Source organism: Pseudonocardia sp. TMWB2A (assembly GCF_017312135.1).
The window spans coordinates 206,561-232,708 of record NZ_QKQY01000002.1; the positions used below are offsets into that span (position 1 = coordinate 206,561).

Consider the following 26,148-nt stretch of genomic DNA (forward strand, 5'->3'; position numbering starts at 1 on the left):
GGGCCGTCGCCGTGTTTCGCTCTCGATCACGAGCCATTCGGTGAGGAGCCGCCGTGATCGAACCGTCCGCAGCCCTGGGTGTCGTCGTGATCGCCCTCGGCATGGTCCTCACCCCGGGGCCGAACATGGTGTACCTGACCTCCCGGGCGATCTCGCAGGGCCGGCGCGCCGGACTCGTGTCGCTCGCCGGTACCGCGGTCGGCTTCCTCTGCTACCTCCTCGCCGCGACGGCCGGGCTCTCGGCGCTGTTCGTCGCCGTCCCCGCCGCCTACACCGCGGTCAAGATCGCGGGGGCGCTCTACCTCGCCTGGCTCGCCTGGGGCATGCTGCGCCCCGGCGGACGGTCGCCGTTCGAGGCCCGCGACCTCGCGCCTGAGCGCGACCGGCGCCTGTTCGGCATGGGGCTACTCACGAACCTGCTGAACCCGAAGATCGCGCTGATGTACGCCGCGCTGCTGCCCCAGTTCGTCGACCCCGCCGACGGCGCCACCGGGAGCCAGCTCCTGCAGCTCGGGTCGGTCCAGATCGTCGTCGCGGTGACCGTGAACGCGCTGATCGTCCTCACCGCCGCGTCCGTCTCCGGGTTCCTGGCCGCACGGCCGCGGGCGATGACGGTCCAGCGGTGGGTGGCCGGCACCGTGCTCGGCGGGTTCGCCGTCAGGACCGCGATGAGCCCCGGCCCGGCGACGAGCTGACCCGACCCACGCGGACCACGGGAGTCAGTCCATCCCGGTCCTCCCCGGCGCCCAGAACGGCTTGGTGACGACGTCGCGCCGGTGCCAGCCCCGGTCGCGGACCAGGTGCTCGCGCACCATCTGCACGGTCCCCGCCTCACCCGCCAGGTAGGCCGTCCCCGGTGTCTCCGGCAGGTCGAGGTTCGCCACCGCCGCGACGAGATCGGCGGACTTGACGGCCGATCGGCCGTGGCGGTGGATCCAGGTGACCTCGCCGGGGATCGGCAGCCGGTCCTCCTCGGTGTCGACCTCGATCGCCGCGTGCACCGGGGCGCCGTCGTCCAGCCCGCGGATCATCGCCCCGAACGCGACCGCGGCGGTCTCGTCCCCGGCGAAGAGGTGGTAGTCACTGGGCCGGCTGACGAACGAGCCCTCCGGCCCGAACACGCTGACCTCCTCGCCCGGACGGACCCGCCGGGCCCACTGCGCGCCCGGCCCCTCGCCGTGGTCGAGGATCCGCAGCTCCATGCGGGTCCCGTCGTACTCCCAGATCGAGTAGGTCCGCAGCGCGCCGACGAGCAGGTCGACGACCGGGTTGACCGCCCCGACCTGCACGCGGATCTGCTGACCGGGCTTCACCTCGAGGTCGCAGATCCCGGCGCCGGTCAGGGTGACCGCGCGGAAGCGGCCCGCGAGGGGCTCGACGCGCTCGACCGTCGCCGTCCGGAGCAGGGTGTCGAGGAGCCGTCTCATGCGGGCACCCCGACGTGCGCACGGGCCCGCCCGGCCTGGTGCGGCACCTGTTCGACGACGGCGGCGGGCACACTGGAAACTTCGAGCATGGTGAGCCTTCCCTGTTCTGTATCATCGCAGGTGAAAGCCCTATTCTAAGTAAATGCTCACTTTATGAGCTACTCGCTTTCGACGCGCGCACCCGGGAGGGACATGACCCCGCAGCAGCGCCGGATCGCCCCACGTCGGCGGCCGCGTCAGGTCCGGGCGGAACTCACCCGCGAGCGGATCCTCACCGCGGCTGCTCACGTTTTCGCCACGTACGGCTACGCCGCGGGCACCACGAACCGGATCGCCGACGAGGCCCGGTGCTCGATCGGCTCGCTGTACCAGTACTTCCCGAACAAGGACGCGATCCTGGCCGAGCTCCTGACCCGGCACCTGGACCAGGGCGCCGCGACTCTGCCGCCCGGCGAGGAGGCCGGTGATCAGCCACTGGAGGAGCTCGTGCGGGCGATGGTGCGCACCGCGATCACGAACCACCGCGACGACCCGCGGCTGCTGCGGCTGTTCATGGAGGAGGCGCCCCGCGAGGGCGCCGTCATGACGAAGATCGAGGTGTACCAGCGCGACCGGCTGCGCAGGTTCCGGGACTTCCTGGTCCGGCATCCCGACGCGGGCGTCGAGGACACGGAGGCCGCCGCGCAGATCGTCACGATCACCCTGGAGCTCGTGGTCCACGCGCTGTCGGCGGCGCCGGACCGGGTCCCCGCGCGACGGCTGGAGAACGAGCTGACCGCGATGATCAGCACCTATCTCAAGGGGCGGTAGTCGGCTCGTCGACGGGGGGTGCGGGAGCCCCGGCCGTCCGGCCGGGGCTCGACCGTCAGGTCGGGGAAGAGGTGCGGACGAGTCGGTCTGTAAGCCGGATCCTGTTCCCGGGCACCTCACGGTGCTCCGTTCGGCGACCATCCATCTCGGCCTGCCGTCGCCGGCAGGCTCCAGCGGTCCACCCGCAGGCTCGGGCGGGCAGCCCTCGAACGCCTGCGCAGCCGTACACGTACGGCCTCTCGACCTTGCTCCGGGTGGGGTTTACCGAGCCACCCCGGTCACCCGGGGTGCTGGTGGTCTCTTACACCACCGTTTCACCCTTACCCCGCGGCTCCGGGGAGCCGCGTGGCGGTCTGTTCTCTGTGGCACTGTCCCGCGGGTCGCCCCGGGTTGCCGTTGACAACCACCCTGCCCTGTGGAGTCCGGACTTTCCTCGGCGGAACCCGGAGGTCCCGCCGCGGCCGCCCGACCGACTCGTCCGCACTCACGAGGGTAGTCAGGACGCGGCGGTGCGCTGCAGCAGGGTGGCCAACTCCTCGCGGGTCGGCCCGGCGGCGGGGGCGGGGCGCCAGCCACCGGCGTAGACGGCGTGGGCGAGCGGCTCGACCTCGTCGAGGCTCGCCGGGCCCGCCAGCATCGCGAGGTAGGGCCCGAGCGCGGCCCCGATCCGGCCGTCGACCTCGGCGGCCGCCATGATCAGGGTCGACGGCAACGGGCCGGTGAGGTCCACGTCGCCACCCGCCCAGGCCCGGCGGGCGTGGTCGTCGGACCGCACGTGGTCCTCCACCCAGGGCCGCATCTCGGCGTCGCACCAGGCCCCGAAACCGCCGACCTCGCCGGTGTCGATGCGTCCCAGCAGGTCGCGGCACTGCATCATCGTGGTGGCGAGGCCGCGGCCGAACATCGGCGTCGTGGTGCAGACGGCGTCGCCGACGAGCACCAGCCCGTCGACGTCGGGCTGGGAGCGGTAGTGGTTGTACAGCCGCCCGCCGGGCAGCACCGGGGTGATCGGGGCGGCCCGCCCGGAGTCGGTCCACTCGTGCAGCCCGGGGATCGCCCGGCAGGCCGCGTCGAACACGGCCTCGTGCCGCAGCTCCCGCAGGGTGCCGGCCGGCCGGACCAGCAGCACCGAGAACACACCGGCCTCGTGCCGGAAGACGATGACCTGGTAGCCGTCGAGGTCGGCCTGCCAGGCCAGCGGGCTGGTCATCGGGCCGGGGTCGGCCGGGTCGCGCAGCCGGTACTGGCGGCTGACGTAGGCCGCACCGGTATCGCCCTCCACGGCCGGGCCGCCGGTGAGGTCGCGGGTGGACCGTCCGGACCGTCCGGAGGCGTCGACCACCAGGTCCGCCGGCTCGCCCACCCCGTCGACGACGAGTCCGCGGGCCCGGCCGCCGGAGACGACCACGCCGTCGACGTGTCCGCGGCGGATCTCCAGGCCCGGCTCGCGGGTCGCGACCTCGCGCAGTGCCCGTTCGAACGTCGCGCGGCGCGACCGCATCCCGCCCGCCATCCGCCGGCCGTCCGGGAGGACGAACACGATCGGTTCCGCGCCGGCGGCGACCCATGCCGCGTGGGCCTCGGGCAACTCGGCGAGCAGCCCCTCCCCCACCTGGGGACGGACCCCGTGCGGGTGGTGGAACTGCATCACCCCGCGGCGTGCCCACGTCCCGTCGGGGTCCGGGCCGGTGTCCCGGTCCACGGCGAGGACCGCGTGCCCGCGACGCGCGAGCGTCGCGCCGAGGAACAGCCCGGCCGGGCCCGCGCCGATGATGCCGATCCGCATGGTGGCCTCCGCACGCCGACAGCGCCGCCCAGGGTGCACCCGGAGCCGGGCGGAGTCCATCGCCCGGATGCCGGGGTCACGTCCCGCAGAACGTCGTGAACGGCGGCGATTCCGGCCCCGCGGGCTGGGCGTAGCGCTCGTAGCCCTCGCGCTCGGTGAACGGGTCCGCGAGGACCTGCAGCAGCCACTGCACCGGCTCCAGGTCCCCCTCGACGGCGGCGCCCAGCGCCTCCTCGACCAGGTGATTGCGCGGCACGTAGACCGGGTTGACCCGGTCCATCGCGTCGGCGTCCGGACCGGCGGCCCGCCAGGACTCCAGCCACGGGTCCAGCGCGGCCGGGTCGGAGAGCAGGGCGCGGACCGGCCCGGCGTCGCCCCGGGCGGCCTCGGACAGCCGTCGGAAGAACAGGGTGTGGTCGGGCTTCTGGTCCTCGATCACCGCGAACAGGTCGGCGAGCAGCTCCGGGGTCCCGACGCCGATCTTGGCGAGGTAGCCGCGGTCACGGGCGGCGAGGTAGGCGTCGGCGAAGCCCGCCAGCTCCTCGGTCGCGAGGCGCACCGCCTCCTCCTGGGAGTCGGCGAACAGCCCCAGCAGCGACTCGCCGAGCCTGGCGAGGTTCCACTGGGCGATGCCGGGCTGGTTGCCGTAGGCGTAGCGGCCACCGGAGTCGATCGAGGAGTACCAGGTCGCCGGGTCGTGGGCGTCGAGGAAGGCGCACGGGCCGTAGTCGATGGTCTCGCCGGAGATCGTCATGTTGTCGGTGTTCATGACGCCGTGCACGAACCCGATCTGCATCCAGCGCGCGACGAGCTCGGCCTGGACGGCGATCACCGCGCGGTAGAGCTCCAGCGGCGAGGACGCCTGCGGGTGGTGCCGGGCGATCGCGTACTCCGCGAGCCGGCGCAGCACGTCGGCCTCCCCCGTGGCGGCCGCGAACTGGAAGGTCCCCACCCGCAGGTGGCTGGCCGCGGTGCGGGCGAGCACGGCGCCCGGCTCCGGGCCGCGGTCGCGCAGCACGGGCTCACCGGTGGCGACGACGGCCAGCGACCGCGTGGTGGGCACCCCGAGCGCGTGCATCGCCTCGGAGATCACGTACTCGCGCAGCATCGGGCCGAGCGGCGCCTTCCCGTCGCCGCCGCGGGCGAACGGGGTGCGTCCGGACCCCTTGAGGTGCAGGTCGCGGCGGGCGCCGTCGGGGGTGACGAGCTCACCGACGAGCAGCGCCCGGCCGTCGCCGAGCCGCGGCGAGTAGTTGCCGAACTGGTGCCCGGCATAGGCCTGCGCGACGGTCGTCGCCGAGTCGGGCACGGTCGTGCCGGTGAGCAGCGCGACGCCCTCGGGGGTGCGCAGCTGCGCCGGGTCGAGGCCCAGCTCACCGGCCAGGGACTCGTTGAGCAGCACCAGCCGCGCGTCCGGCGCCGGGGCGGCCTGCCAGGGCAGGTAGAGCCCGTCCAGGTCGCGGACGAAGGTGTTCTCGAACGCGATCTCGGTGGCAGCGGTCATGGGTTCCAGGCTACGGACCCGCACGGTCGACTGCCGGGGAGGACCGCGGCGTTGCACCGGGATACCGTCCGGTGGTGATCGACCTCTCCCAGCCGTGGGCGCTGGTGTTCCTGCTGGTGGCCGGGCTGCTCGCGGGTGCGGTGAACGCCGTCGCGGGCGGCGGGTCGCTGCTGGTGTTCCCGGCGCTGCTCGGGGTGGGGTTCCCGCCGCTGGCGGCGAACGTCACCAACTCGGTCGCCCAGTGGCCGGGCTACGCCGGGCTGGTGCTCGGGGCCCGCCGCGAGCTGCCCGGGCAGGGCAGGCGGATCGCGGTCACCGCGGTCGCCGCGGCGCTGGGCAGCGGGGTCGGCTGCACCCTGCTGCTGGTGCTGCCCAGCAGCGTGTTCGACGCCGTCGTGCCCGTCCTGGTGATCCTGGCCAGCCTGACGATGGCGGTCGGGCCGTGGCTCAAGCGCCGGATCGGCGACCCGGCCGCCCGGGGGCGGGACCGCACCCCGGCGCTGCTGGTCGCGGTGTTCCTCGCCGCGGTCTACGGCGGCTACTTCGGCGGCGCCCTGGGCGTGGTGCTGATCTCGACGCTGTCACTGTTCGCCCACGACGAGCTGCGCAGGCTCAACGCGCTCAAGGGCGTGCTGTCGCTGGTCGTCGCGACGGTGACGGTCGTCGTGTTCGCCCTCGGCGCCCCGGTCGACTGGCTCGCCGTCGCGCTGCTCGCCCCGACCACGCTGGTCGGCGGCTACGTCGGCGCCCTGGTCGCGCGGCGGATGCCGGAGACCCTGCTGCGCTGGGCGGTGGTCCTGCTGGGCCTGGCCGTCGGCGTCGCGCTGCTGTTCACGTGAGCCTCCTGCTGGCGGTCGCACTGCTGGCCGCGGTCCTGGCCGCCGCGACGCTGCGCCCGTTCGGGCTGCCCGAGGCCGTGGTCGCGGTCCCGGCGGCGCTGGTCGCCGTCGTCGCCGGGCTGGTGACCCCGGCGGGGGCGTGGACCGAGATCGGCGAGCTCGCCCCGACCGTCGGGTTCCTCGCCGCGATCCTGCTGCTCGGGCACCTCGCCGACGCCGAGGGCGTGTTCCGCTGGCTGGGCGCGCGGCTGGCGACGGCGTCGGCCGGGTCCCCGCGACGGCTGCTGGTCGCCGTCTTCGCCGCGGCGGCCGGGACGACCGCGGTGCTGAGCCTGGACGCGACGGTGGTCCTGCTGACCCCGGTGGTGCTGGCGACGGCGGCCCGGCTGGGGGTGGCGTCGCGGCCGCACTCGTTCGCCTGCGCGCACCTGTCGAACTCGGCGTCGGGGCTGCTGCCGGTGTCGAACCTGACGAACCTGCTGGCGTTCTCGGCGTCGGGGGTGGGGTTCCTGACCTTCGCCGGGCTGATGGTCGGACCGTGGGTGGCGGTGATCGTCGTCGAGTACCTGGTGCTGCGGTGGGTGTTCCGGCGCGACCTCGCCGCGGCGCCGGAGCCGGCCCCGGCCGATCCCGCGGTGCCCGCTCCGGCGGCGCCGGTCGTCGCGCTGGCGGTGCTCGGGCTGACCCTGGCCGGGTTCGCGGTGGCCTCGCCGCTGGGCGTCGAACCGGGCTGGGTCGCCGCGGCCGGGGCCGCGGTGCTGGCGGTGCGGGCGCTGGTGCGGCGCGAGACCGGGCCGCTGCGCCTGGTCGCCGCGGCCTCCCCCGGGTTCTGCCTGTTCGTGCTGGCCCTGGGCGTGGTCGTCGCCGGGCTCAGTGCGCAGGGGCTGTCCGGCTGGATCGGTGCGCTGCTGCCCGCCACCCCGGACCTGACCGGGCTGCTGGTCACCGCGGCCGTCGCGGCGGTGCTCGCGAACCTGGTGAACAACCTGCCCGCGACGCTGGTGCTGCTCACCGCGCTCGGCCCGGCCGCGCACCCCGGGCTGGTGCTGGCGATGCTGCTGGGCGTCAACATCGGGCCGAACCTGACCTACGCCGGGTCGCTGGCGACGCTGCTGTGGCGGCGCATCGCCACCGGCTACGGCGACCCGCCGCAGCTCGGCACGTTCCTGCGGCTGGGGGCGCTCACCGTCCCGCTGGGCCTGCTCGCCGCGACGACCGCGCTCTGGGCCGCGCTCGCGGTGCTGCCGCAGTAGCGGCACGGCCCGGACAGCACGACGGCCCCGCCCGGAAGGGGCGGGGCCGGTCGCGGACGGTGGGCAGGGATCAGAACTCGTGGGCCATGTCGTGGCCGAGGTCGGTGTCCGGGTCCATCTCGCGGGCCGGGACACCCATCGGGCGTGAGCTGCCGCGCCGCTGCTGCGGCAGCCGCGCGATCACCTTCATCTCGTGTGCCAGGTCGTAGCCGTAGTCGTGCTCGTGGATCTGCGACATCGCTGTCCTCACCGTCTCCCTGTTCCCCGCCGACACCGAGACTGTCGTTCACGCTCCGTAGGTTGACCACCCCGTACGGTGCACGCGAAGCATCGCTCAGGTGAGGAATGGGGACAACTGTCCGGAGTCGACACCGCCCGAACGGGTCAGGACGGTATCGATCCAGCAGGCGGTGACGGCCCGGTGACTACCGGAGGTCGTCCAGGTAGGACGTCTCGTTGACCAGACGCACCGAGGCGCCCCCGTCGGGGTAGAAGTCGGCGATGTTGAGGCAGGCCAGGTCCAGGTGCATGCGGTAGAGCACCTCGTCGCCGGCGCCGAGCGCGGTGCGCAGCAGCATCTTGATCGGCGTGACGTGGCTGACCAGGACCACCGTCCGGCCGGCGAACTCCTCGACGATCCGGGCCCGCTCGGCCTCGACCCGCTCCCCCACCGCGCGGAAGCTCTCCCCGCCCGGCGGTTCGACGTCGGCGGAGCCGATCCAGCGGCCGTGCAGCTCGGGGTCGCGCTCGCGGGCCTCGGTGAAGGTGAGGCCCTCCCAGCCGCCGAAGTCGGTCTCGATCAGGCCGTCGCGGACCTCCAGGTCCGCCCCGGTCGTCTCGGCGACGGCGGCCGCGGTCTGGCGGGCCCGGCGCAGCGGCGAGGACAGCACCACGGCCGGCTCGACGCCCTGGCCCGACAGCCGCGTCGCCAGCGCGCGGGCCGCGGCGGCGGCCTGCTTCTGGCCCAGCTCGGTCAGCTCCGGGTCGCCGTGTCCGGAGTAGCGGCGCTCGACCGACAGCTCGGTCTGGCCGTGGCGCAGCAGGATCAGCCGCGTCGGGGAGCCCGTCTGCCCGGTCCACGCGGCCGCGGCGGCCGCGGAGTCCGTCGACGCGGTCGCGCCCGCGGGCGGCTTCGGCGCCGGTCCCGCCGCCCCGGACGGGTCCAGGGTGGGGTTCGACTCCCCGTCCATCGCGCGGTTGGCGAGCGCGTCGGCGCGGGCGTTGTCCTTGCGCGGGATCCACACGAAGGTGACCGCGTCGAAGTCCGCGGCCAGCTCGCGGGCGGTGTCGGCGAGCTCCTGCAGCGGCGGGTGCTTGATCTTCCAGCGCCCGCTCATCTGCTCGACGACGAGCTTGGAGTCCATCCGCGCCTCGACCTCGGTGGCCCCCAGGTCGCGGGCGGCGGTCAACCCGGCGATCAGGCCGCGGTACTCGGCGACGTTGTTGGTGGTGGTACCGAGGCCGTCGTAGACCTCACCGAGCACCTGGCGGGCGCCGGCGTCGAGTACCACCGCGCCGTAGCCGGCGGGCCCGGGGTTGCCGCGGGAGCCGCCGTCCGCCTCGACGACCAGCTTCACCTGCCACGCACCAGGATCGCGCCGCACTCCTCGCAGTGGACGACCTCGTCGGCGGCCGCCGTGCGGACCTGCCCGAGGAAGGTCCGGTCGAGCTCGAGCCGGCACGCGCCGCAACGGGACTCGCGCAGCTGTCCGGCCGCGACCCGGCCGCCGGCGCGGATGCGCTCGTAGTCGGCGAGCAGGTCCGCGGGCAGCGCGGCGACGACCTCGGTGCGGGCGCGGTCGCGCCCGGCGCGGGTGGCGTCGATGTCGCCCTCGGCGGACTCGCGCTTCGCGGTCACCTCGCCGACCGCGGTCTCGGCCTCGGACAGCTCGCCCCGGGCGTGGTCGAGCTCGATGCCGACGGCCTCGCGCTCCTCCATGATCCCCAGCTGCTCGTCCTCCAGGACGCCCTGGCGGCGGGCGAGGGTGTCGAGCTCGTGCTGCAGCTCGGTGGCCTGCTTCGCGGAGATGCCCGAGCCGGCGAGCAGGGTGTGGTCGCGCTCGGTGCGGGCCCGGACACCGTCGATGTCGCGTTCGAGCCGGGCGATGTCGCGGTCGAGGTCACCGGCGCGGGTCTCGGCGCGGACCAGGGCGTCGCGCGCGGCACGGACCCGCTGCTCGGCCTCGTCCAGCTGCGCGAGCTCGGGCAGCGTCGAGCGCCGGTGGGTGAGCCGGCCGATCTCGGCGTCCACCTCGGCCAGCGTCACCAGCTTCGCCTGCGCGGTGGGATCGGCCTTCATGCACTCGCCTCCGGTTGTCCTGCTGTCGTGTCGGATCCGCTGCTCGGGGCGGCGGTGGTCCAGGGGTCGGTACGGGCCCGTGAGACCGCGACCGAGACGCTACCTGCGAGGGCCTCGGCCACGACCCCGGCCGCCTGCCCACACCACGGCCACTCCGAGGCCCAGTGGGCGACGTCGACCAGCGCGGGGGTCGGGCCGCCGGGGCCGGTCCCGGCGAGCGCGTGCTCGGACGCGGGATGGTGGCGCAGGTCGGCGGTGACGAACGCGTCGACGCCGGCCCGGGCCGCCCAGTCCAGGGCCGAGTCCCCGGCGCCGCCGCAGACCGCGACCCGGCGGATCGGGCGGTCCGGGTCCCCGGCACCGCGCACCCCCCATGCGGTCGCGGGCAGCGCCGCGGCGACCCGGCGGGTGAACGCCGCGAACGGCTCGGCGGCGGTGAGCTCGCCGACCCGGCCCAGCCCCAGCGACGACGGCAGCGGCGCCATCTCCAGCAGGTCGAAGGCCGGTTCCTCGTAGGGGTGCGCGGTCCGCAGCGCGGCGACGACGTCGCGGCGCCGCGACCGGGGCAGCACCATCTCCAGCCGGGTCTCCGCGACGCGCTCCAGGCGCCCGACCGACCCGACGACCGGGGCGGCGCCGTCGAGGGGAAGGAACTGGCCGGTCCCGGCGGTGGCGAACGAACAGTGCGAGTAGTTGCCGATCGCGCCCGCACCGGCGTCGGACAGGGCGGTGTGCACGGCGGCGATCGACGGGCCGACCGGGACGAAGGTGACGATCTTGTCCAGGGCCGGGCCGGGCTCCGGTTCCAGCGGGCCGGACACGGTCAGCCCGAGGGCGGCGGCGAGCGCGTCGGAGACGCCCGGGTCGGCGACGTCGGCGTTGGTGTGCGCGGTGAACAGCGCGACCCCGGCCCGGATCAGCCGGTGCAGCAGGGCGCCCTTGGGGGTGTCGGCGCCGACGCCGTGCACCCCGCGGAGCAGCAGTGGGTGGTGGGTGACCAGCAGCTGGGCGCCAGAGGAGATCGCCTCGTCGACGGTCTCCGGGGTGGGGTCGACGGCGACCAGCACCCGGGAGACGGTGTCGTCGGGGTCGCCGCAGACCAGGCCGACCGCGTCCCAGTCCATGGCGAGCCGGGGCGGGTAGGCCGCGTCGAGGGCGGCGATCACGTCGCGCAGCGTGCTCATGCCGACACCGCCAGCCGGCGGAGTGCGGCGTCGAGGGAGTCGACGAGGCGGCGGGCCGTCTCCGGTGGGCGGACCGCGACGCGCAGGTGGTCGGGTCCGAGACCGGGGAAGGTGTCGCCGCGGCGCACCGCGATCCCGGCCTCGCGCAGCAGGCGCCGCACCGTCTCGCCGGTGCCGTCGGGCAGGTGCAGCAGCAGGTACGGGGCTGGCCCCGCCGACACGCCGACGCCGTCGAGGCCCGACAACGCCGCGGCCATCGAGACGCGGTGTGCGGCGAGCTCGCGGGCCTTCCGGTCCGCGGCGGAGACCGCGTCGGGCTCGCAGCAGGCGATGACCGCCTCCAGCGCGGGGGTGGAGACCGGCCACAGCGGGCGGGACGCGGCGAGCCGGGCCAGCAGATCGGGGGCGCCGAGCGCGTAGCCGGCGCGCAGCCCGGCCAGCGCCCAGGTCTTGGTCAGCGAGCGGAACACCAGCAGGCCCGGCACCCCCGCGTCGCCGGCGAGGGTCTCCGGCTCGCCGGGGACGGCGTCGGCGAACGCCTCGTCGACGAGCAGGGTCCGTCCCGGGCGGGCGAGCGCGCGCAGCGCGGCGGCCGGGTGCAGCACCCCGGTGGGGTTCGTCGGGTTCCCGACGACGACGAGGTCGGCCTCCTCGGGCACCGCGGCCGGGTCGAGCGCGTGCCCGGTCGCGGCGTCGGTCAGCACCCGCACCACGTCCACCCCGCCGCCGCGCAGCGCGGCCTCCGGCTCGGTGAACCCGGGGTGCACGACGGCGGCGAGCCGGGGGCGCAGCGTCGGGAGCAACGCGAAGCCCTCGGCGCTGCCCGCGAGCACCAGCACCTCGTCCGCGTCGCGACCGTGCCGCGCCGCGACGGTGGCGCGGGCGCGGGCGTCGTGGTCGGCGCGCGGGTAGCGGCCGAGTCCGTCCAGGGTCGCGACGAGCCGGTCCCGCAGCCAGGGCGGGGGGCCGTCGCCGATCACGTTGACGGCGAAGTCGACGAGCCCGTCGGCGGCCTCGGCGTCGCCGTGGTGCCGCAGGTCGTGCCCGCCCGCGTGATCCGTCCCGGCCGCATGGTGATCGAACGGCATCGGGCCACCCTACGGCGCGCACCGGTGCGCGGTGGACAATGGCCCGGCCACCCCACCCGAGGCGTCAGGGTCGACGTCGGTACCCCCGCTCCCCGGAGGAACGTCGCAGTGAACGTCGTCTTCGTCTGTACCGGCAACATCTGCCGGTCCCCGATCGCCGAGAAGATCCTGGCCGCCGAGGTCGAGGCCGCCGGGCTGGCCGACCGGGTGCGTGTGACCAGCGCCGGGACCGGTCACTGGCACATCGGGCAGCCGATGGACTCCCGCGCCGCCCAGGTGCTGGCCGAGCACGGCTACGACACCGCCCACAGCGCCCGCCAGGTCGACTCGGAGATCCTCTCCGCGGACCTGCTGGTGGCGCTGGACATGGGGCACCTGCGGACCCTCGAGCAGTCGGTGCCCGATCCCAAGCGGGTCCGGCTGCTGCGCTCGTTCGACCCGGCGGCCCCCGCGGGCGCCGAGGTGCCCGACCCCTACTACGGCGGCCCGGACGGGTTCGCCGAGGTCCACGCCATGATCGTCGCGGCAGTGCCCGGCCTGGTCGAGTACGTCACCCGGAACGCATGAGGGACCGCGTCGCCCGGCTGACCGGCCGTGCGGTGCGGGACGGGCCGGACGGGCACCCGCCGCGCGCGACCCTGGACGACGGCACCGTCGTCGTGGTCAAGGACTCCTCGGCCGACCCCGGTGCGGCCACGGCAGAGGCCGCCGGGCTGCGCTGGATCGCGGTGCCGGGCGGGCCGCCGGTCCCGCGCGTGCTGGGCGCCGACGACGCGCTCCTGGTCACCGGGCTCGTCGCCCCCGGCCGGGCGACGCCGGCCGCCGCGGAGCGGTTCGGCCGGGGGCTGGCGACGCTGCACGCCGCCGGGGCCGACGCGTTCGGTGCCGCGCCGCCGGGCGGGCCGGCGCGGGCGTGGATCGGGCACACGCGGATGGAGAACCGTCCGCACGACGGCCCGTGGAGCGACTGGTTCGCCGCCGACCGCGTGCTGCCCTACCTGCGGGCCGCCCGGGACCGCGGCGCCCTCGACCCGGCCGGGGCCGCCGCCGTCGACGACGTGTGCGGGCGGATCGGCGCCCTGGCCGGTCCGGACGAGCCGCCGGCCCGGCTGCACGGCGACCTGTGGTCGGGCAACGTTCTCTGGTCGGGCGACGGGGACGGCGACGGAGACGGGGCTGCGTGGCTGATCGACCCGGCCGCGCACGGCGGGCACCGCGAGTCCGACCTCGCGATGCTGGACCTGTTCGGGCTGCCGCACCTCGACGTCGTCCTCGCCGCCTACGACGAGCACTCCCCGCTCGCCGACGGGTGGCGCGAGCGGGTCGACCTGCACCAGCTGTTCCCGCTGCTGGTGCACGCCGTGCTGTTCGGGGGCGGGTACGGCGCGCAGGCCGTCGCGGCCGCGCGCCGTCTCCGCTGATCCCCCGGTCTCAGTACGCCCCGTGCTCCCCGCGCAGCGGGAACCCGGCGGCGCCGCCGTCGGCGAGCTTCACGCCCAGCACCTGGTGGAGCTGGATGTTGTTCAGATCGAAGCCCAGCCGGCACGCGGCCATGTAGAGCCGCCACACCCGGGCCCGGCCGACGCCGACCTCGGCGACGGCGTCGGTCCAGTTGCGCTCCAGGTTCGCGCCCCAGTCCCGCAGCGTCATGGCGTAGTGCTCGCGCAGGTTCTCCTCGTGCCGGATCTCGAACCCGGCCTCGTTCATCGCGTCCACCAGCGCCGCGACCGGCTCCAGCTCCCCGTCGGGGAACACGTAGCGGTGGATGAACGGGTCGGTGTGGCGGTGGTCGGGCCGGTGCGGCTGGGTGATGCAGTGGTTCAGCATCCGCCCGCCCGGCCGGAGCTTGGCGTACATCGACGCGAAGTAGGAGTCCAGGTTGGCCTTGCCGATGTGCTCGGTGAGGCCGATGGAGGACACCGCGTCGTAGACGCCGTCGGGGACGTCGCGGTAGTCGAGGTGGCGGACCTCGGCCAGGTCGGACAGCCCCTCGCGGGCGATCGCCTCCTGCGCCCAGGCGGCCTGCTCCTTCGACAGGGTCACCCCGAGCGCGCGGACGCCGTGCTCGCGGGCGGCGTGGCGGACCATGCCGCCCCAGCCGCAGCCGACGTCGAGCAGGCGCATCCCCGGCTTCAGGTCCAGCTTGGCCGCGACCAGTGAGTACTTGGTGGCCTGCGCGGTCTCCAGCGACGCGTCGGCGTCGGGGTAGGCCGCACAGGTGTAGGTCATCGACGGTCCGAGCACGAACTCGTAGAACCGGTTGGACACGTCGTAGTGGTGCGAGATGGCCTGCGAGTCGCGCCGCTTGGAGTGCAGCAGCCCCTTGGGACGGGCCTCCAGGTCGGGCGGCGGCATCCGGTGCTCGCGCCAGTAGGGCAGCAGCCGTCGCGCGAGCCACAGCTGCTCGCGGCGCGGGATCGAGTGCAGCGTGACCTCCGACATCGCGCGCAGCGCGGTGTAGAGGTCCCCGTCGACGTCGATCTCCTCGGTGACGTAGGCCCGGGCCAGCCCGAGCGATCCGGGGGCGCTCACCAGCCGGGCCAGTGCCCGGGGCGAGTTCACCCGCAATGTGACCGGGGCGTCGTCGGGTCCCGTCCGTGACCCGTCGAACGCCTCCACCCGCAGCTCACGCGTGGAGCCCAGGACGTGGGACAGGATCCCCGCCACCGGCTCGATCGTCGTGGTCCGCCGTTCCAGCACTCCTGTCATCGCCGATCCCTCCCCTGTCGATCCCCGCGGTGCCCCTCAGCGGCCGGTGACCTTCCGGAACAGGTCGGCTGCCCGACCGTCCGGGTCGTACCGCTGTTTCACCGCCCGGTAGGCCGCACCGTTGTAGTGCGACCAGAACTCGTCCTCGCCGTAGTGCACGGTCGAGTACAGCGACTTGTGCCCGCCCAGGTCGGCGACGCACTCCTCGATCAGCCGGTTGTGTGCCCACCGGTCACCCGGTTTCTCCGCCACCGACGACCAGAACCCGACGTTGACGTAGAGCCGGCCCGGCTCCATCGGGTACAGCGGCCAGGTCCGCTCGCCCCGCAGCTGCAGCGGGCACAGCCACACCGGCTCGATCGGGATCTCCCGGTGGAAGAACTCCAGGAACTCCGCGAGCCGCTCGACGGGGATCTCGACGTCCTGCACGACCATCTCCTCGGCCGTCCCGCCGAGGGCCTCGCGGACCCGGTTGGACGCGCCGTGGCGCTGGTCGAGGGCGACGAGGCGGCGGTAGACGTCCGAGCGGCGCCAGCGGGCCGGCCAGAACCGGCGCACCACCGGGTGCTGCACGCCGAACGCCCGCGAACACCAGAACCAGTCGGTGTCCCAGCGCCAGATGTAGTCGTGCACGGTGAGGTGGTCGACCGGGCGGCGCTGCAGCGACCGGTAGAAGACCTCCTGGCCGGTGTAGTCGGAGATCCGCGCGCCCGGCATCGGGGCGTCGACGAACTCACCGGTGGTCAGGTACTGCTCGTCGGGTCCGAACACGACGCCGTCGAGGAAGTCGACCTCCCCCGCGGCGACGAACCGCTCGATCGCCGCCGACGCGGCGGACGCGCTCGCGTACCGGTGGTGGGTGAGCTTCACGAACGGCTTCACCGGGGCCAGCTCCACGACCAGGCGGACCGCGTAGCCGAGCGTCCCGTAGGAGTTGGGGAAGGCCGCGAACAGGTCGGCGTGCTCGCCCTCGGGGGTGACGTGCAGCAGCTCCCCGGCCGGGGTGAGCACGTCCATCTCGAGCACCGACTCGTGCGGCAGTCCGGCGCGGAACGACGTCGACTCGACCCCGAGCCCGGTGACCGCTCCCCCGAGGGTGATGGTCTTGAGCTGCGGGACGACCAGCGGCATCAGCCCGTGGACGAGGGTGGCGTCCACGATGGTCTCGTAGGTCGCCATCCCCTGTACCTCGGCGGTCCGCCGGTCCGGGTCCACACCGAGCACACCGTCCAGTGCGGAGGTGTCGAGGCGGCGCGCGGCGGCGCCGGTGTCGCGGTCGCCGAACCGGAACAGGTTCGACGACGGCTTCCCCAGCTGGACGGCGCCGGCTCCGGCGCGCGCCCGGCGCAGGTTCTCCACCGCGGCGTCGTGCGCGGTTCGGGTGGCGGTCCCGGCGAGCATGGCGGTGACGATAGACCCATATCGTTTGCGACGCTCATGATTAACGGAGGGTCCTCCGTCACACGGTGCAACGATCTTCCCGGCGGGCGGCACCGGCACCGTCGTGATGTCATCGCGCGCGTGGCACACACCAACGAGAACCCCGCGCAGAACGTCACCTTCCCCTCCGGCGGCGGCACCGCGCACGGCTACCTGGCCGTCCCCGAGTCCGGGTCCGGGCCCGGCCTGATCGTCATCCAGGAGTGGTGGGGCCTAACCGACCACATCGTGGCGGTCACGAACCGGTTCGCCGCCGAGGGCTTCGTCGCGCTGGCGCCCGACCTCTACGGCGGGCGCACCACCCACGACTCCGCCGAGGCCGGCAAGCTCATGGGCGAGCTGCCCGTGAACGGCGCGGCGACCGACCTGGCCGGGGCCGTGGAGTTCCTGCTCGGGCGCGACGACGTCACCTCCTCCGCCGTCGGCGCGGTCGGCTTCTGCATGGGCGGCGGCTTCGTACTGGTCCTCGCCGCGCAGCAGGGTGACAAGGTCGCGGCCGCGGTGCCGTTCTACGGCGTGCTCAAGGAGGACTACCCGTCGTTCGCGGACCTGACCGCGGCCGTGCAGGGCCACTTCGGGTCCGAGGACACCATGGCCCCGCCGGACGCGGTGGAGGCGCTCGCCGACCGCATCCAGGCCGAGTCCGGAACCCGTCCCGAGTTCCTGCAGTACCCGGCCGGGCACGCCTTCTTCAACGACGAGAACCACATGGGGACCTACGACGCCGAGCAGGCGGAGATCGCGTGGGCCCGCGCGACGCAGTTCCTGCGCGAGCACGTCAAGTAGCGGCTCAGCGGGAGCGCAGCAGCTCCCGGGCCACGGCGGGCAGCGTGGCGGGTCCGGTGCGCAGCCGGACCCGCTGCGCGGCCGCGGTGAGACCGACGTACTCGTCGGAGGTCAGCACGATGTCCGCCGCGGCCACGTTGGACTCCAGTTGCGCCACGCTCGACGCACCGGGGATCGCCACCGTGTTCGGGTGGTACACCACCCACGCCAGCGCGACCTGCGACGGCGTCGCGTCGTGCGCGGAGGCGACGTCGCGCAGGGCGTCGGTGAGCGGGGCCAGCGCGGCCAGGTTCTCCGGCAGCCACTCCGGCTTGCTGCGGCGCACCGCGTTCGTGGGCCGGTGGCCGGCGTCGTAGCGGCCGGTGAGCAGGCCCTGGGCGAGCGGGCTGTAGGCCATCACGATGCGGCCGTGCGCGGCGGCGTGCGGGACGAGGGCCGCGACGGGCCTGCGGCGCAGCAGGCTGAACTCGACCTGGTTGGACAGCACGGGTCCGCCGAGCGCCTCCTCCGCGGCCAGCCAGCGCTCCAGCGTGTACGACGAGACGCCGGCGTCGCGGACCAGCCCGGTCCGCTGCAGCTCGGCCATCCCGCGCATCGCCGAGGAGTCGCCGACCAGCGGGTGCGGCTTGTGCACCTGGTAGAGGTCGATCTCGGTCACCCCGAGCCGGGCGGCGGAGGCGGCCGCGCGGTGCCGCAGCACCGGGCCCAGGGGCAGGACCGGGAAGAACTTCGTCGCGATCACGACGTCGTCGCGCCACCCGGGGCCACCGCAGGCGCGCAGCGCGTCGCCGAGGATCCGTTCGCTGCGCAGCGGGCCGTAGAGCTCCGCGGTGTCGAACACGGTGACGCCCAGCTCGCGGGCGCGGGCGACGATCCGCCCGGCCTCCAGCGCGTCGCCGTAGCCCCACTCGCTCGTGCCGAACTGCCAGGTGCCCAGGCCGATCACCGACCAGCGTCGTAGACCGGGACCGGGGCCGTCGAGGTAGCGCACCTGCGCCAGTGTCCCCGACCGCCCCGGTCCCCGCCCCGCGTCCGTCCCCTCAGCGGACCGGGGCCCCCGGGCCCAGCGGGATCCCCAGTGCCCACCAGGCGAAGAACAGCAGCGTCCAGACCGCCGTCATGGCGACGGCCAGCGGCAGCGTGTACGACGCGAGCGTCCCGATGCCCGCGTCCTTGCGGTAGCGCTGCAGGAACCCCAGCGCCATCACGAAGTACGGACTCATCGGGGTGATCGCCGTCGAGCCGGAGTCGGCGATCCGGAACAGCGCCTGGGTGGTCTCCGGCGGCACCTCGACCAGCATCAGCATCGGCACGATCACCGGCGCCGCGATCGACCACATCGCCGTCCCGCTGGTGACCATCACGTTCACCACGGTGAGCACGGCCAGCACCATCAGGAACACGACCGGGATCGGGACGCCGGTAGTGCGCAGCGCGTCCGCGGCGACGACGGCGAGCACGTCCCCGACGTGGGTCCAGTCGAAGTAGGCCAGGAACTGGGCGATCGCGAAGAACAGCGCCAGCACGGGGGCCATCTGCCGGATCCCGTCGGCCATCAGCTTCGGGACGTCGGCGGCGGTGGTGATCGTCCCGACCGCGCGGCCGAAGACGGTGCCGAGCAGACCGAACAGCAGCGCGATGACCGCGCCGATGCCCTCGACCAGCGGGGACTCGACGACCGAGCCGTTCTCGCCGCGCAGCGGGGACCACTCCGGGGCCATGACCGCGACGAGCAGGACGGCGCAGCCGAGCAGGACCCAGCCGGCACGGCGCAGGCCGGTCCGCTCGGCCGGCGACAGGCTCAGCCCGGCGACGTCGTCGTCCGGGGCGTCGGGGTCGGGGTCCAGGTCGGGCCGCTTGGCCAGGACGACCCGGGTGACCAGCGTGATCACCAGGGCGAGCACGACCGACGAGGCGATGTTGAAGAACCAGTTGCCGACCGGGGTCACCACGACCGCCGGGTCGACGATCCGGGCCGCCGCGGTGGTGATGCCGGCGAAGATCGCGTCGTTCGGGGTGGGGACCGGGCTGGCGTCGTAGCCGGAGGCGATGGCGGTGTAGGCGACGACGATCCCGAGGATCGGCGAGCGCCCGACCGCGCGGAACGCCAGCCCGCCCAGCGGCACCAGGATCACGTACGCCGCGGCCGACGCGACGTGCGCGACGGTCCCGGCGAACGCGACCGCGAACACCACCAGCGACGCGGGCACCCGGGCGACCCCGGCCCGCATGGCCGCGGCGAGCAGCCCGCTGCGCTCGGCGACCGCGACGCCCATGATCACCGTGACGATGGTGGCCATCGGCGGGAACTGCGCGAAGTTGTCGATCATCGACGAGACGGCCATCGCGAGGCCGTCGCCGGAGAGCAGGTTCCGCACCGCGACGGGCTCGCCGTCGGGTGCGACGACCGCGACGCCCGCCGCCGCCAGCCCGGCGCTGACCACGGCGAGGATCGCCGACAGCACCCAGAACAGCCAGAACGGGTGCGGCAGCGCGTTCCCGACCCGTTCGACGACGGCCATCGCCCGCACCAGCCGGGGCAGCTCCCGGTCCTGGGTGGCGGCGGGCGTGCTCACCGCGGTCCCCCGAGGCCGAAGAAGTCCCCGACCAGCGCGGTGGCGCGGACCGTCTGCGTGGTGGCGCCGCCGCCGGAGTAGGCGGTCGCGCCCGGCCAGGTGTGGCCGCCGCCGTCGACGGCGACGTGCTGCACCCGGGCCCCGTCGCGGCAGCCGCGCCAGGTCGCGATGGTCACGTCGGGCTCGATCCGGCGGGTCTGCGGGCGGGCCCGGCAGCCGTCGCGGGCGACCCACTCGGCGACCTTCGCCGGGATCGCGGGCAAGCCCCGGTCGGCGTCGCCGGTGTAGGGGATGGTCGCGTCGCCGGTGCCGTGCACGAACAGCGCCGGGACCGGACGGCCGGGCCGGCACGGCGGTTCGCCGTCGCGGTAGTAGGCGCCCGCGACCGGGGCGATCGCGGCGATCCGGTCGGACATCCGGCAGGCCAGGATCTCGGTGAAGCCGCCGCCGTTGGACTTGCCGGTGGCGAAGACCCGGCCGGGGTCGACGCAGAGGCCGGCCTCGAGGTCGTCGAGGAGGTCACCGGTGAAGGCGACGTCGTCGACGCCCGGCGCCGAGTACGGGGCGCCCTGCCAGGAGCGCTTGCCCTCGCCGCCGGGGACCCCGTCGGGGTAGGCGACGACCGCGGGCAGCCCGGACAGGCCGGAGAAGTCCTCGGTGGTGGCGCCGTCGTTGCCGCGGCCGTGGAAGACCAGGACGACCGGGGTGGGCCGGTCGGGGCGGTAGCCGTCGGGCAGGTGGACGCGCACGGTGCGGGCCAGGCCGCCGCTGTCCACGGTGCGGACGGCGGTGGTGCCCGGTGCCTGCGGCGGGGTGACGCCGCAGCCGGGGCTCCGCGCTCCGGCCGGGCCGCCCGCCGGTCCGGCGGCCGCTTCGGGGCCGGCGGGTGCGACGGAACCGGCGGGTCCGGCCGGCGCCCCGGACGCGGTGGGGACCACGGCGGCGTCGGATGGTGTCGGGGCGACGGCGGCGCCGGTGGTCAGGGCGGCCGCGGCCAGGCAGGCCGCCGCCACGGCACGCAGTCGGCGTCCCCCGGGACGGCGCGTCGGGCCCACGGTCGGGCGTCCCGGAACGGACGGTGTCGCTGCGGACGGTCTCGGTGCGGACATGGGGTTCCCTTCGGACGGCGTCGTCGACGGCCGGTGCTGTGGCCCCGCCCGGGTCGCGGGCAGGGTCGTGCGACGGGGGCACCGGGTGGTGCCACCGCGGGAGTGCTGTGGGTCCGTGCGGGTCGGAGGGGGCGTCAGGCCTTGAGCCAGGCCGTGACGAAGTCGGTGATCCGGTCGGCGATCGCGGCGACGATCGCCTCGCCGTGCTCCGGATCGGCCCGGCGGGGGTCGCCGAGGACCCCGTTGCCGGACAGGCGGTCGTAGGGCGCGGTGAGCGTCGGACCACCGCGCCGCCGGGCCAGTGCGCCGAAGGAGTCGAGCTCGGCGAGCCGGGTGGTCCCGGCCGCGAGCCGGTCGGTGTGCACCAGGTGCGGTGCGACAGCGAGCATCTGCGCCGTCTCGGCCTGCCCGCTGTGCCCGCTGACCTCGGGCGGCCCGGCCGCGGCGACGACGTCGGCGGCCAGCGGGGTGAGCGGGCTCCAGGCGAACTGCAGGTCCGGACGGGCCGCGAGCAGGTCCTGCGCGACCGTCGCGAGGGTGGCGTCGTTCCCGCCGTGCCCCGTGACCACGCAGATCCGGCGCCAGCCGTGCCGGTACAGGCCGTCGACGTACTCGCGCACGAGCGTGGCGAACGTCGTGGTGGTCAGGCTGACCGTGCCGGCGAAGGCCAGGTGGTGCGGCGACACCCCGACCGGCAACGACGGTCCGACGACCGCGGTGCCGCCCAGTGCCTCCGCGACCCGGTCGCAGACCGCCTCGGCGCGGATCAGGTCCGTCGCGAGCGGCAGCCCCGGCCCGTGCTGTTCGAAGGCCCCGGCCGGCAGAAGCACGACCGGGCTGTCGACGACGGCGGCCGCGGCCTCGACCGTCGTCATCTCCCCCAGGCGCCGGGTGCTCACGCGCCCACCGCCGCGGCGATCGAGGCGAGGTGCTCGCGACACAGCCGCTCCGCCAGGTCCGGGTCGCCCCCGCGGACGGCGTCGAGCAGTGCGACGTGCTCGGCGTGGTCGCGCTCGCGGTCGTCGTAGCGGTGCCGGATCTCGACCTGGTCGCGTGCTCGGATGTGCAGCAGCGCCTCCACCGTCTCCCGGAGCAGCGCGTTGCCGCTGGTCGCGGCCAGTGCGACGTGGAAGTGCACCGCCGGACGGAGGTCACCGACCGGCGGGTGCAGGGCGTTGGTGACGCTCTCCGCGAGCATCGCCAGCCCCGCGGTGTCGCGCTCCCGGGCCGCGGCGGCCGCGATCGGCGGCTCCAGGACGAGCCGGGCGCGGATCAGCTCGTGCACGCCGTCGGGGGTCCGGGACGGCCGGTGCGGGTTGGCGAGCAGCCGCCGCCCGACCCCGGCACCGACGTAGGTGCCCGAGCCGTGCCGGAACTCCACCGCGCCGGTGGCCTCCAGGCGTCGCAGCGCCTCGCGGACGGTCGGGGTGGTGACCTCGAACCGTCGCGCCAGGTCGCGGGAGGACGCGAGCTGGTCGCCCGGGCCGAGGTTCCCGGTCCGGATGATGTCCATGATGTCGTCGGCCAGGCGCTCCGACAGCGTCTCCCCTGCGGTCATAAAGTGACTAAATCACTTAGAGACCTGACCGGTCAAGCCTCCCCCGTCGCCCCAGCCCGCCGCCTCCGGACGCTGGTGATCGCGAATCCGCGCGCTGATCCGCTGGACGCGCGCGTCCGGACGCACGCGGACCGCGGATCACCGCGCGAACTCCGGATCTTCGTGCGGGCGGGCCGCGGACGGACCGGGCCGCGCAGGCGGCAGCGGTCGGGGCGGGCCGGTCAGGCCCCGGCGGCGGCGGACGGGCCGTCGGCGTCGTCGGGGGTGTCCGCGGCGGCGTCCCAGTCGGCCAGGGCCCGGTCGAGCTCGGGCCAGGTCGTGTCCCGGGCCCGGCGCCCGGTCAGCACGCCCAGGTGCCCGCCCGGCGAGGTCGTGAACCGCACCTCCGGGCTGCCGGTCAGCAGCGGCACGCCGGCGCGCACCGCCCGCAGCGGGGCGATGACGTCGTCCCGCCCGGCGACGACGAGCACCGGCACCCCGACGTCGGACAGCTCCACGTCGCGCCCGCCCAGGCGCAGTCCGCCGTTGGCGAGGTCGTTGCTGCGCAGCAGCAGGTGGAAGATCTGCCCGAACACCCGGCCCGGGTAGCCGTGCATGTTGCTCATCAGGTGGTCGACGGCCTCGATCTGGGCCAGGCAGTCCCGGTCGTCGATCCGCGACGCGATCGCCAGCGGCTTAGTGACGAGCTTGTCCACCGCGGTCAGCTGGAACGCCCAGCTCACCATCGGCGCCGGGAAGCTGCCGACGCCCCGGTAGATCGAGGAGATCAGCCGGCCACCGGTGATCTGCGCGAGCGGCCGGATCGGCGCCACCAGCGGCACCCGGGAGATGTCGACCGGGGTGCCGATCGCGGCGACCGAGCGCACCGGCAGCGGGTCGCGGGCCTGCACCGCGGCGGCGACGGTGAGCAGGGCGAAGATCCCGCCGAGCGACCAGGCGACGAGGTGCACCTCGTCGTCGGTCTCCTCGGCGACCCGGCGGATCGTGTCGGGCAGCAGCTCGTCGACCCAGCTCTCGATGCCCAGGGTCCGGTCGGAGAACGACTTGGGGCCGTAGTCGATCAGGTAGACGGTCCGGCCCTGCTGCAGCAGGTGCTCCACCAGCGAGCAGCCGCGACGCAGGTCGTAGGCGAAGTCCGGGGCGCCCAGCGGCGGCACGAGCAGCACCGGTGCACCGCCTGCGGGGTCCACACCGGACAGCGGGCGGTACCGGAACAGGATGCCCTGCGGCGAGCCGACCACCGCGTCGCGCGGCATCCGTCGCAGATCGGCGAGGTGACCGACCACGGCCCGGTCCCACACGTTGGCGACGGCGTCCACGAGATCCACGGCCGCACCCTACCGGCACGCGCGGGTCACCGACGGCCCGTGAGGACGACCGGAGTTACCGGCGGGTATGTGAGACTGCCGGACATGCAGCGCGAGATCTTCGACGACGAACACGACGCGTTCCGTGACCTGTGCCGGACCTTCATCGCCAAGGAGGTCACCCCGCACCACGAGCAGTGGGAGGAGGACGGCCAGGTCGACCGGGCGGTATGGACCGCGGCCGGGGCGGCGGGCCTGCTCGGCACCGCGGTCCCCGAGGAGTACGGCGGCGGCGGGGTCGACGACTTCCGCTACAACGCGATCCTGGCCGAGGAGATCGTCGCCGCCGGGGCCAGCGGGATCGGCTTCCCGCTGCACAACGACGTGGTGCAGCCCTATCTGCTGCGGCTGTGCACCGAGGAGCAGAAGAAGCGCTGGCTGCCCGGCTTCTGCAGTGGCGAGCTCATCACCGCGATCGCCATGACCGAGCCCGGCACCGGGTCGGACCTGCAGGGCATCGCCACCAACGCCAAGCAGGACGCGAACGGCGACTGGATCCTCAACGGCTCCAAGACCTTCATCACCAACGGCATCCTCGCCGACCTGGTGGTCGTCGTCGCCAAGACCGACCCCGACGCCAAGCACCTCGGCTTCACCCTGTTCGTGGTGGAGCGCGGGATGGAGGGCTTCGAGCGCGGCCGCCGCCTGAAGAAGGTCGGCATGAAGGCCCAGGACACCGCGGAGCTGAGCTTCACCGACGTCCGGGTGCCCGACGCGAACCGGCTCGGCGAGGTCGGCCAGGGCTTCATCTACCTCATGCAGAACCTCGCCCAGGAGCGGCTGTCGATCGCCGTCGCCTCGGTGGCCGGCGCCGAGGCCGCGGTGCGGATGACGCTGGAGTACACCAAGGAGCGCAAGGCGTTCGGCCGCCCGGTGGCGAACTTCCAGAACACCCGCTTCGAGCTCGCCGAGATGGACACCGAGGTCTCCATCGCGCGGGTCTTCGTGGACCGCTGCATCACCGAGCACAACGGTGAGGGCGAGCTGTCGGTGCCCGACGCGGCCAAGGCCAAGTGGTGGTGCTCGGACCTGCAGAACCGGGTCGTCGACCGCTGCGTGCAGCTGCACGGCGGCTACGGCTACATGCTCGAGTACCCGATCGCCCGCGCGTTCGTGGACTCCCGCGTGCAGGCGATCTACGGCGGCACGAACGAGATCATGAAGGAGATCGTCGGCCGGTCGCTCATCGGCTGACGGGAGCCCCCGCACCGTCCAGGGCCCGCGCGATGTCGGCGACGAGATCGCGCGGGTCCTCCAGCCCCACCGACAGGCGCAGGTGCCCGAGACGGCGGAACTCCGGCGGGAAGTGCGCCGCCCGGCCGTCGCCACCGGCCCCGACGTGCACGATCAGCGACTCGTCGTGGCCCAGCGACACCGCCGAGGTGATCACCCGCAGGCCTGCGACGAAGCGGTTCTGCCGCTCCGGCGGCCCGTCGAGGGCGAAGGCGAGCATGCCGCCGTACCCGCCGTCGAGCGTGCGGGTCGCGAGCGCGTGCTGCGGGTGCGACGCCAGCCCCGGGTAGGCGACGTACGCGACCTCCGGGCGGGACTCCAGGTACTCCGCGACCTGCTGCGCGCCGGCGCAGTGCGCGCGCATCCGCATCGGCAGGGTCACCGCGCCGCGGGCGATCAGCCAGGCGTTGAACGGGCCGATCACTCCCCCGGCGTCGACCATCGCGTCGGCGCGGATCCGCTCGACGAGCTCGCGGCGGCCCAGCACCGCGCCGCCCATGGCGTCGCCGTGGCCGTTGACGTACTTGGTCAGCGAGTGCACGACGAGGTCCGCGCCCCGCTCCAGCGGCCGTTGCAGCACCGGCGTCGCGAAGGTGGCGTCCACGCTGAGCAGGGCGCCCGCGTCGTGCGCGACGGCGGCGACGGCGTCGACGTCGGTGATCCGGGTGGTCGGGTTCGCCGGGGTCTCGACATGTACCAGCCGGGTCTCCGGGCGGATCGCGGCGCGCACCGCGTCCGGATCGGAGGAGTCGACCAGGGTGGCGGTGATCCCCCACCGGTCCGGCAGCAGCTCGGTGAGCAGCCGGTGGGTGGCGACGTAGGTGACGTCGGAGCTGACGACGTGGTCACCGGACCGCAGGAACGTGAAGAACACCGCGTGCAGCGCCGCGACGCCCGAGGCGAGCGCGACCGCGGCGCAGCCGCCCGGCGACACCCCGGAGGGGTCCTCCAGGGCGACGAGCTTGTCCTCCAGCCAGCCCTGGTTCGCCCCGCCGTTGCGGGTGTAGAGCCGGGTCGCGGTGCCCGACCAGTCCAGCTCCGAGGGGTCCTCGGGCAGGGCGTAGGAGTTGGCCGCGACGATCGGGCGGCGGATCGCGCCGGTCCCGGGGTCGACGTCGTTGCCCGCGTGCACCGCGCGGGTGGCGAGGAAGGGCGGTCGGTCGCCGGAGGTCACGCCGGA

25 protein-coding genes and 1 other RNA gene are annotated in these 26,148 nt (G+C 74.6%); 8 read left to right on the plus strand and 18 right to left on the minus strand.

The features are described 5' to 3' along the window. The first annotated feature begins 53 nt into the window (after positions 1 to 53). Complete coding sequence (locus DMP17_RS15280) at positions 54 to 695, plus strand: LysE family translocator (protein WP_226356356.1); 642 nt, start codon at positions 54 to 56, stop codon at positions 693 to 695. A gap of 24 nt (positions 696 to 719) precedes the next feature. On the opposite strand, the gene DMP17_RS15285 is transcribed toward DMP17_RS15280, so the two are convergent. Next, positions 720 to 1,427 (minus strand): siderophore-interacting protein, encoded by a 708-nt coding sequence (locus tag DMP17_RS15285; RefSeq protein ID WP_226356355.1) that lies wholly within the window; start codon positions 1,425 to 1,427, stop codon positions 720 to 722. Positions 1,428 to 1,619: 192 nt separating this feature from the next. On the opposite strand from DMP17_RS15285, the gene DMP17_RS15290 reads away from it, so the two are divergent. Next, positions 1,620 to 2,237: a TetR/AcrR family transcriptional regulator gene (locus DMP17_RS15290; protein WP_226356354.1), complete on the plus strand. Its 618-nt coding sequence runs from the start codon at positions 1,620 to 1,622 to the stop codon at positions 2,235 to 2,237. Between the two features lie 74 nt (positions 2,238 to 2,311). On the opposite strand, the gene rnpB is transcribed toward DMP17_RS15290, so the two are convergent. From rnpB to DMP17_RS15305, 3 genes are all read right to left on the minus strand, one after another. After that, positions 2,312 to 2,714: RNase P RNA component class A (rnpB, locus tag DMP17_RS15295), an RNA gene on the minus strand. Between the two features lie 19 nt (positions 2,715 to 2,733). Continuing rightward, positions 2,734 to 4,023, minus strand: a complete 1,290-nt coding sequence (locus tag DMP17_RS15300; RefSeq protein ID WP_226365576.1) for an NAD(P)/FAD-dependent oxidoreductase — start codon at positions 4,021 to 4,023, stop codon at positions 2,734 to 2,736. 76 nt (positions 4,024 to 4,099) lie between these two features. Then, entirely contained in the window at positions 4,100 to 5,527 is a 1,428-nt protein-coding gene (locus DMP17_RS15305; RefSeq protein WP_337829875.1) for a protein adenylyltransferase SelO, read from the minus strand. Between the two features lie 74 nt (positions 5,528 to 5,601). Between DMP17_RS15305 and DMP17_RS15310 the strand changes: the two genes are divergently transcribed. Together DMP17_RS15310 and DMP17_RS15315 are read left to right on the plus strand one after the other, a co-directional pair. Continuing rightward, positions 5,602 to 6,366, plus strand: a complete 765-nt coding sequence (locus DMP17_RS15310; protein WP_226356351.1) for a sulfite exporter TauE/SafE family protein — start codon at positions 5,602 to 5,604, stop codon at positions 6,364 to 6,366. Then, positions 6,363 to 7,619, plus strand: a complete 1,257-nt coding sequence (locus DMP17_RS15315; protein WP_226356350.1) for an SLC13 family permease — start codon at positions 6,363 to 6,365, stop codon at positions 7,617 to 7,619. The genes DMP17_RS15310 and DMP17_RS15315 overlap by 4 nt, the downstream gene beginning before the upstream one ends. Positions 7,620 to 7,689: 70 nt before the next feature. Here DMP17_RS15315 and DMP17_RS15320 read toward each other — a convergent pair whose 3' ends face one another. From DMP17_RS15320 to cobC, 5 genes are all read right to left on the minus strand, one after another. After that, on the minus strand, positions 7,690 to 7,857 hold the full coding sequence (locus tag DMP17_RS15320; RefSeq protein ID WP_020622575.1) for a hypothetical protein: 168 nt from the start codon (positions 7,855 to 7,857) through the stop codon (positions 7,690 to 7,692). A 187-nt stretch (positions 7,858 to 8,044) separates the two neighbouring features. Continuing rightward, the gene (locus DMP17_RS15325; RefSeq protein WP_337829876.1) at positions 8,045 to 9,223 is read right to left on the minus strand and encodes a bifunctional RNase H/acid phosphatase; all 1,179 of its coding nucleotides are present in this window, start codon (positions 9,221 to 9,223) and stop codon (positions 8,045 to 8,047) included. Next, complete coding sequence (locus DMP17_RS15330) at positions 9,193 to 9,918, minus strand: zinc ribbon domain-containing protein (protein ID WP_178375155.1); 726 nt, start codon at positions 9,916 to 9,918, stop codon at positions 9,193 to 9,195. Before DMP17_RS15330 ends, DMP17_RS15325 begins: the two co-directional genes overlap by 31 nt. Next, positions 9,915 to 11,102: a Nif3-like dinuclear metal center hexameric protein gene (locus tag DMP17_RS15335; RefSeq protein ID WP_337829877.1), complete on the minus strand. Its 1,188-nt coding sequence runs from the start codon at positions 11,100 to 11,102 to the stop codon at positions 9,915 to 9,917. The genes DMP17_RS15330 and DMP17_RS15335 overlap by 4 nt, the downstream gene beginning before the upstream one ends. Continuing rightward, positions 11,099 to 12,190 carry an Rv2231c family pyridoxal phosphate-dependent protein CobC gene (cobC, locus tag DMP17_RS15340; RefSeq protein WP_337829878.1) on the minus strand — a complete coding sequence of 364 codons (1,092 nt, stop codon included), beginning with the start codon at positions 12,188 to 12,190 and terminating at the stop codon, positions 11,099 to 11,101. The genes DMP17_RS15335 and cobC overlap by 4 nt, the downstream gene beginning before the upstream one ends. A gap of 108 nt (positions 12,191 to 12,298) precedes the next feature. Between cobC and DMP17_RS15345 the strand changes: the two genes are divergently transcribed. Both DMP17_RS15345 and DMP17_RS15350 read left to right on the plus strand, forming a co-directional pair. Beyond that, positions 12,299 to 12,757, plus strand: coding sequence for a low molecular weight protein-tyrosine-phosphatase (locus DMP17_RS15345; protein WP_337829879.1), 459 nt, complete (start codon positions 12,299 to 12,301; stop codon positions 12,755 to 12,757). Beyond that, positions 12,754 to 13,611 (plus strand): fructosamine kinase family protein, encoded by an 858-nt coding sequence (locus DMP17_RS15350; protein ID WP_337829880.1) that lies wholly within the window; start codon positions 12,754 to 12,756, stop codon positions 13,609 to 13,611. The genes DMP17_RS15345 and DMP17_RS15350 overlap by 4 nt, the downstream gene beginning before the upstream one ends. Positions 13,612 to 13,621: 10 nt before the next feature. Here the strand turns inward: DMP17_RS15350 and DMP17_RS15355 are convergent, their stop codons facing one another. Then, complete coding sequence (locus DMP17_RS15355) at positions 13,622 to 14,899, minus strand: SAM-dependent methyltransferase (protein ID WP_226356345.1); 1,278 nt, start codon at positions 14,897 to 14,899, stop codon at positions 13,622 to 13,624. 36 nt (positions 14,900 to 14,935) lie between these two features. Further along, complete coding sequence (locus DMP17_RS15360; protein WP_226365582.1) at positions 14,936 to 16,300, minus strand: FAD-binding oxidoreductase; 1,365 nt, start codon at positions 16,298 to 16,300, stop codon at positions 14,936 to 14,938. 120 nt (positions 16,301 to 16,420) lie between these two features. Here DMP17_RS15360 and DMP17_RS15365 point away from each other — a divergent pair, with 120 nt between their 5' ends. Then, positions 16,421 to 17,125, plus strand: a complete 705-nt coding sequence (locus DMP17_RS15365; protein WP_337829881.1) for a dienelactone hydrolase family protein — start codon at positions 16,421 to 16,423, stop codon at positions 17,123 to 17,125. Between the two features lie 4 nt (positions 17,126 to 17,129). Here the strand turns inward: DMP17_RS15365 and DMP17_RS15370 are convergent, their stop codons facing one another. The 6 genes from DMP17_RS15370 to DMP17_RS15395 all read right to left on the minus strand — a co-directional run bounded on the left by DMP17_RS15370 (position 17,130) and on the right by DMP17_RS15395 (position 23,696). Beyond that, positions 17,130 to 18,116 carry an aldo/keto reductase gene (locus tag DMP17_RS15370; RefSeq protein ID WP_337829882.1) on the minus strand — a complete coding sequence of 329 codons (987 nt, stop codon included), beginning with the start codon at positions 18,114 to 18,116 and terminating at the stop codon, positions 17,130 to 17,132. Between the two features lie 49 nt (positions 18,117 to 18,165). Beyond that, on the minus strand, positions 18,166 to 19,647 hold the full coding sequence (locus tag DMP17_RS15375) for an AbgT family transporter (RefSeq protein WP_226356714.1): 1,482 nt from the start codon (positions 19,645 to 19,647) through the stop codon (positions 18,166 to 18,168). 50 nt (positions 19,648 to 19,697) lie between these two features. After that, complete coding sequence (locus tag DMP17_RS15380) at positions 19,698 to 20,714, minus strand: alpha/beta hydrolase family esterase (protein ID WP_226365585.1); 1,017 nt, start codon at positions 20,712 to 20,714, stop codon at positions 19,698 to 19,700. Positions 20,715 to 20,944: 230 nt separating this feature from the next. Beyond that, complete coding sequence (locus DMP17_RS15385; protein ID WP_226356340.1) at positions 20,945 to 21,709, minus strand: creatininase family protein; 765 nt, start codon at positions 21,707 to 21,709, stop codon at positions 20,945 to 20,947. Continuing rightward, a complete protein-coding gene (locus tag DMP17_RS15390; RefSeq protein WP_226356339.1) occupies positions 21,706 to 22,368 on the minus strand; it encodes a FadR/GntR family transcriptional regulator in 663 nt (220 codons plus the stop codon). Before DMP17_RS15390 ends, DMP17_RS15385 begins: the two co-directional genes overlap by 4 nt. A gap of 221 nt (positions 22,369 to 22,589) precedes the next feature. Further along, positions 22,590 to 23,696 carry an alpha/beta hydrolase gene (locus DMP17_RS15395; RefSeq protein ID WP_337829883.1) on the minus strand — a complete coding sequence of 369 codons (1,107 nt, stop codon included), beginning with the start codon at positions 23,694 to 23,696 and terminating at the stop codon, positions 22,590 to 22,592. 84 nt (positions 23,697 to 23,780) lie between these two features. Here DMP17_RS15395 and DMP17_RS15400 point away from each other — a divergent pair, with 84 nt between their 5' ends. After that, positions 23,781 to 24,929, plus strand: coding sequence for an acyl-CoA dehydrogenase family protein (locus DMP17_RS15400; RefSeq protein ID WP_337832690.1), 1,149 nt, complete (start codon positions 23,781 to 23,783; stop codon positions 24,927 to 24,929). On the opposite strand, the gene DMP17_RS15405 is transcribed toward DMP17_RS15400, so the two are convergent. Continuing rightward, positions 24,919 to 26,142 carry a trans-sulfuration enzyme family protein gene (locus DMP17_RS15405; protein WP_226365586.1) on the minus strand — a complete coding sequence of 408 codons (1,224 nt, stop codon included), beginning with the start codon at positions 26,140 to 26,142 and terminating at the stop codon, positions 24,919 to 24,921. The two genes, DMP17_RS15400 and DMP17_RS15405, sit on opposite strands and share 11 nt — an antisense overlap. Positions 26,143 to 26,148 lie beyond the last annotated feature (6 nt).

Bases quoted from the DNA above. Each gene is read 5' to 3' on its own strand.
- DMP17_RS15290 (WP_226356354.1), top strand. From the start codon at position 1,620: ATGACCCCGCAGCAGCGCCGGATCGCCCCACGTCGGCGGCCGCGTCAG.
- DMP17_RS15375 (WP_226356714.1), bottom strand. From the start codon at position 19,647: ATGGCCGTCGTCGAACGGGTCGGGAACGCGCTGCCGCACCCGTTCTGG.
- DMP17_RS15305 (WP_337829875.1), bottom strand. From the start codon at position 5,527: ATGACCGCTGCCACCGAGATCGCGTTCGAGAACACCTTCGTCCGCGAC.
- DMP17_RS15350 (WP_337829880.1), top strand. From the start codon at position 12,754: ATGAGGGACCGCGTCGCCCGGCTGACCGGCCGTGCGGTGCGGGACGGG.
- DMP17_RS15285 (WP_226356355.1), bottom strand. From the start codon at position 1,427: ATGAGACGGCTCCTCGACACCCTGCTCCGGACGGCGACGGTCGAGCGC.
- DMP17_RS15360 (WP_226365582.1), bottom strand. From the start codon at position 16,300: ATGCTCGCCGGGACCGCCACCCGAACCGCGCACGACGCCGCGGTGGAG.
- DMP17_RS15330 (WP_178375155.1), bottom strand. From the start codon at position 9,918: ATGAAGGCCGATCCCACCGCGCAGGCGAAGCTGGTGACGCTGGCCGAG.
- DMP17_RS15335 (WP_337829877.1), bottom strand. From the start codon at position 11,102: ATGAGCACGCTGCGCGACGTGATCGCCGCCCTCGACGCGGCCTACCCG.
- DMP17_RS15390 (WP_226356339.1), bottom strand. From the start codon at position 22,368: ATGACCGCAGGGGAGACGCTGTCGGAGCGCCTGGCCGACGACATCATG.
- cobC (WP_337829878.1), bottom strand. From the start codon at position 12,190: ATGCCGTTCGATCACCATGCGGCCGGGACGGATCACGCGGGCGGGCAC.
- DMP17_RS15300 (WP_226365576.1), bottom strand. From the start codon at position 4,023: ATGCGGATCGGCATCATCGGCGCGGGCCCGGCCGGGCTGTTCCTCGGC.
- DMP17_RS15320 (WP_020622575.1), bottom strand. From the start codon at position 7,857: ATGTCGCAGATCCACGAGCACGACTACGGCTACGACCTGGCACACGAG.
- DMP17_RS15400 (WP_337832690.1), top strand. From the start codon at position 23,781: ATGCAGCGCGAGATCTTCGACGACGAACACGACGCGTTCCGTGACCTG.
- DMP17_RS15355 (WP_226356345.1), bottom strand. From the start codon at position 14,899: ATGACAGGAGTGCTGGAACGGCGGACCACGACGATCGAGCCGGTGGCG.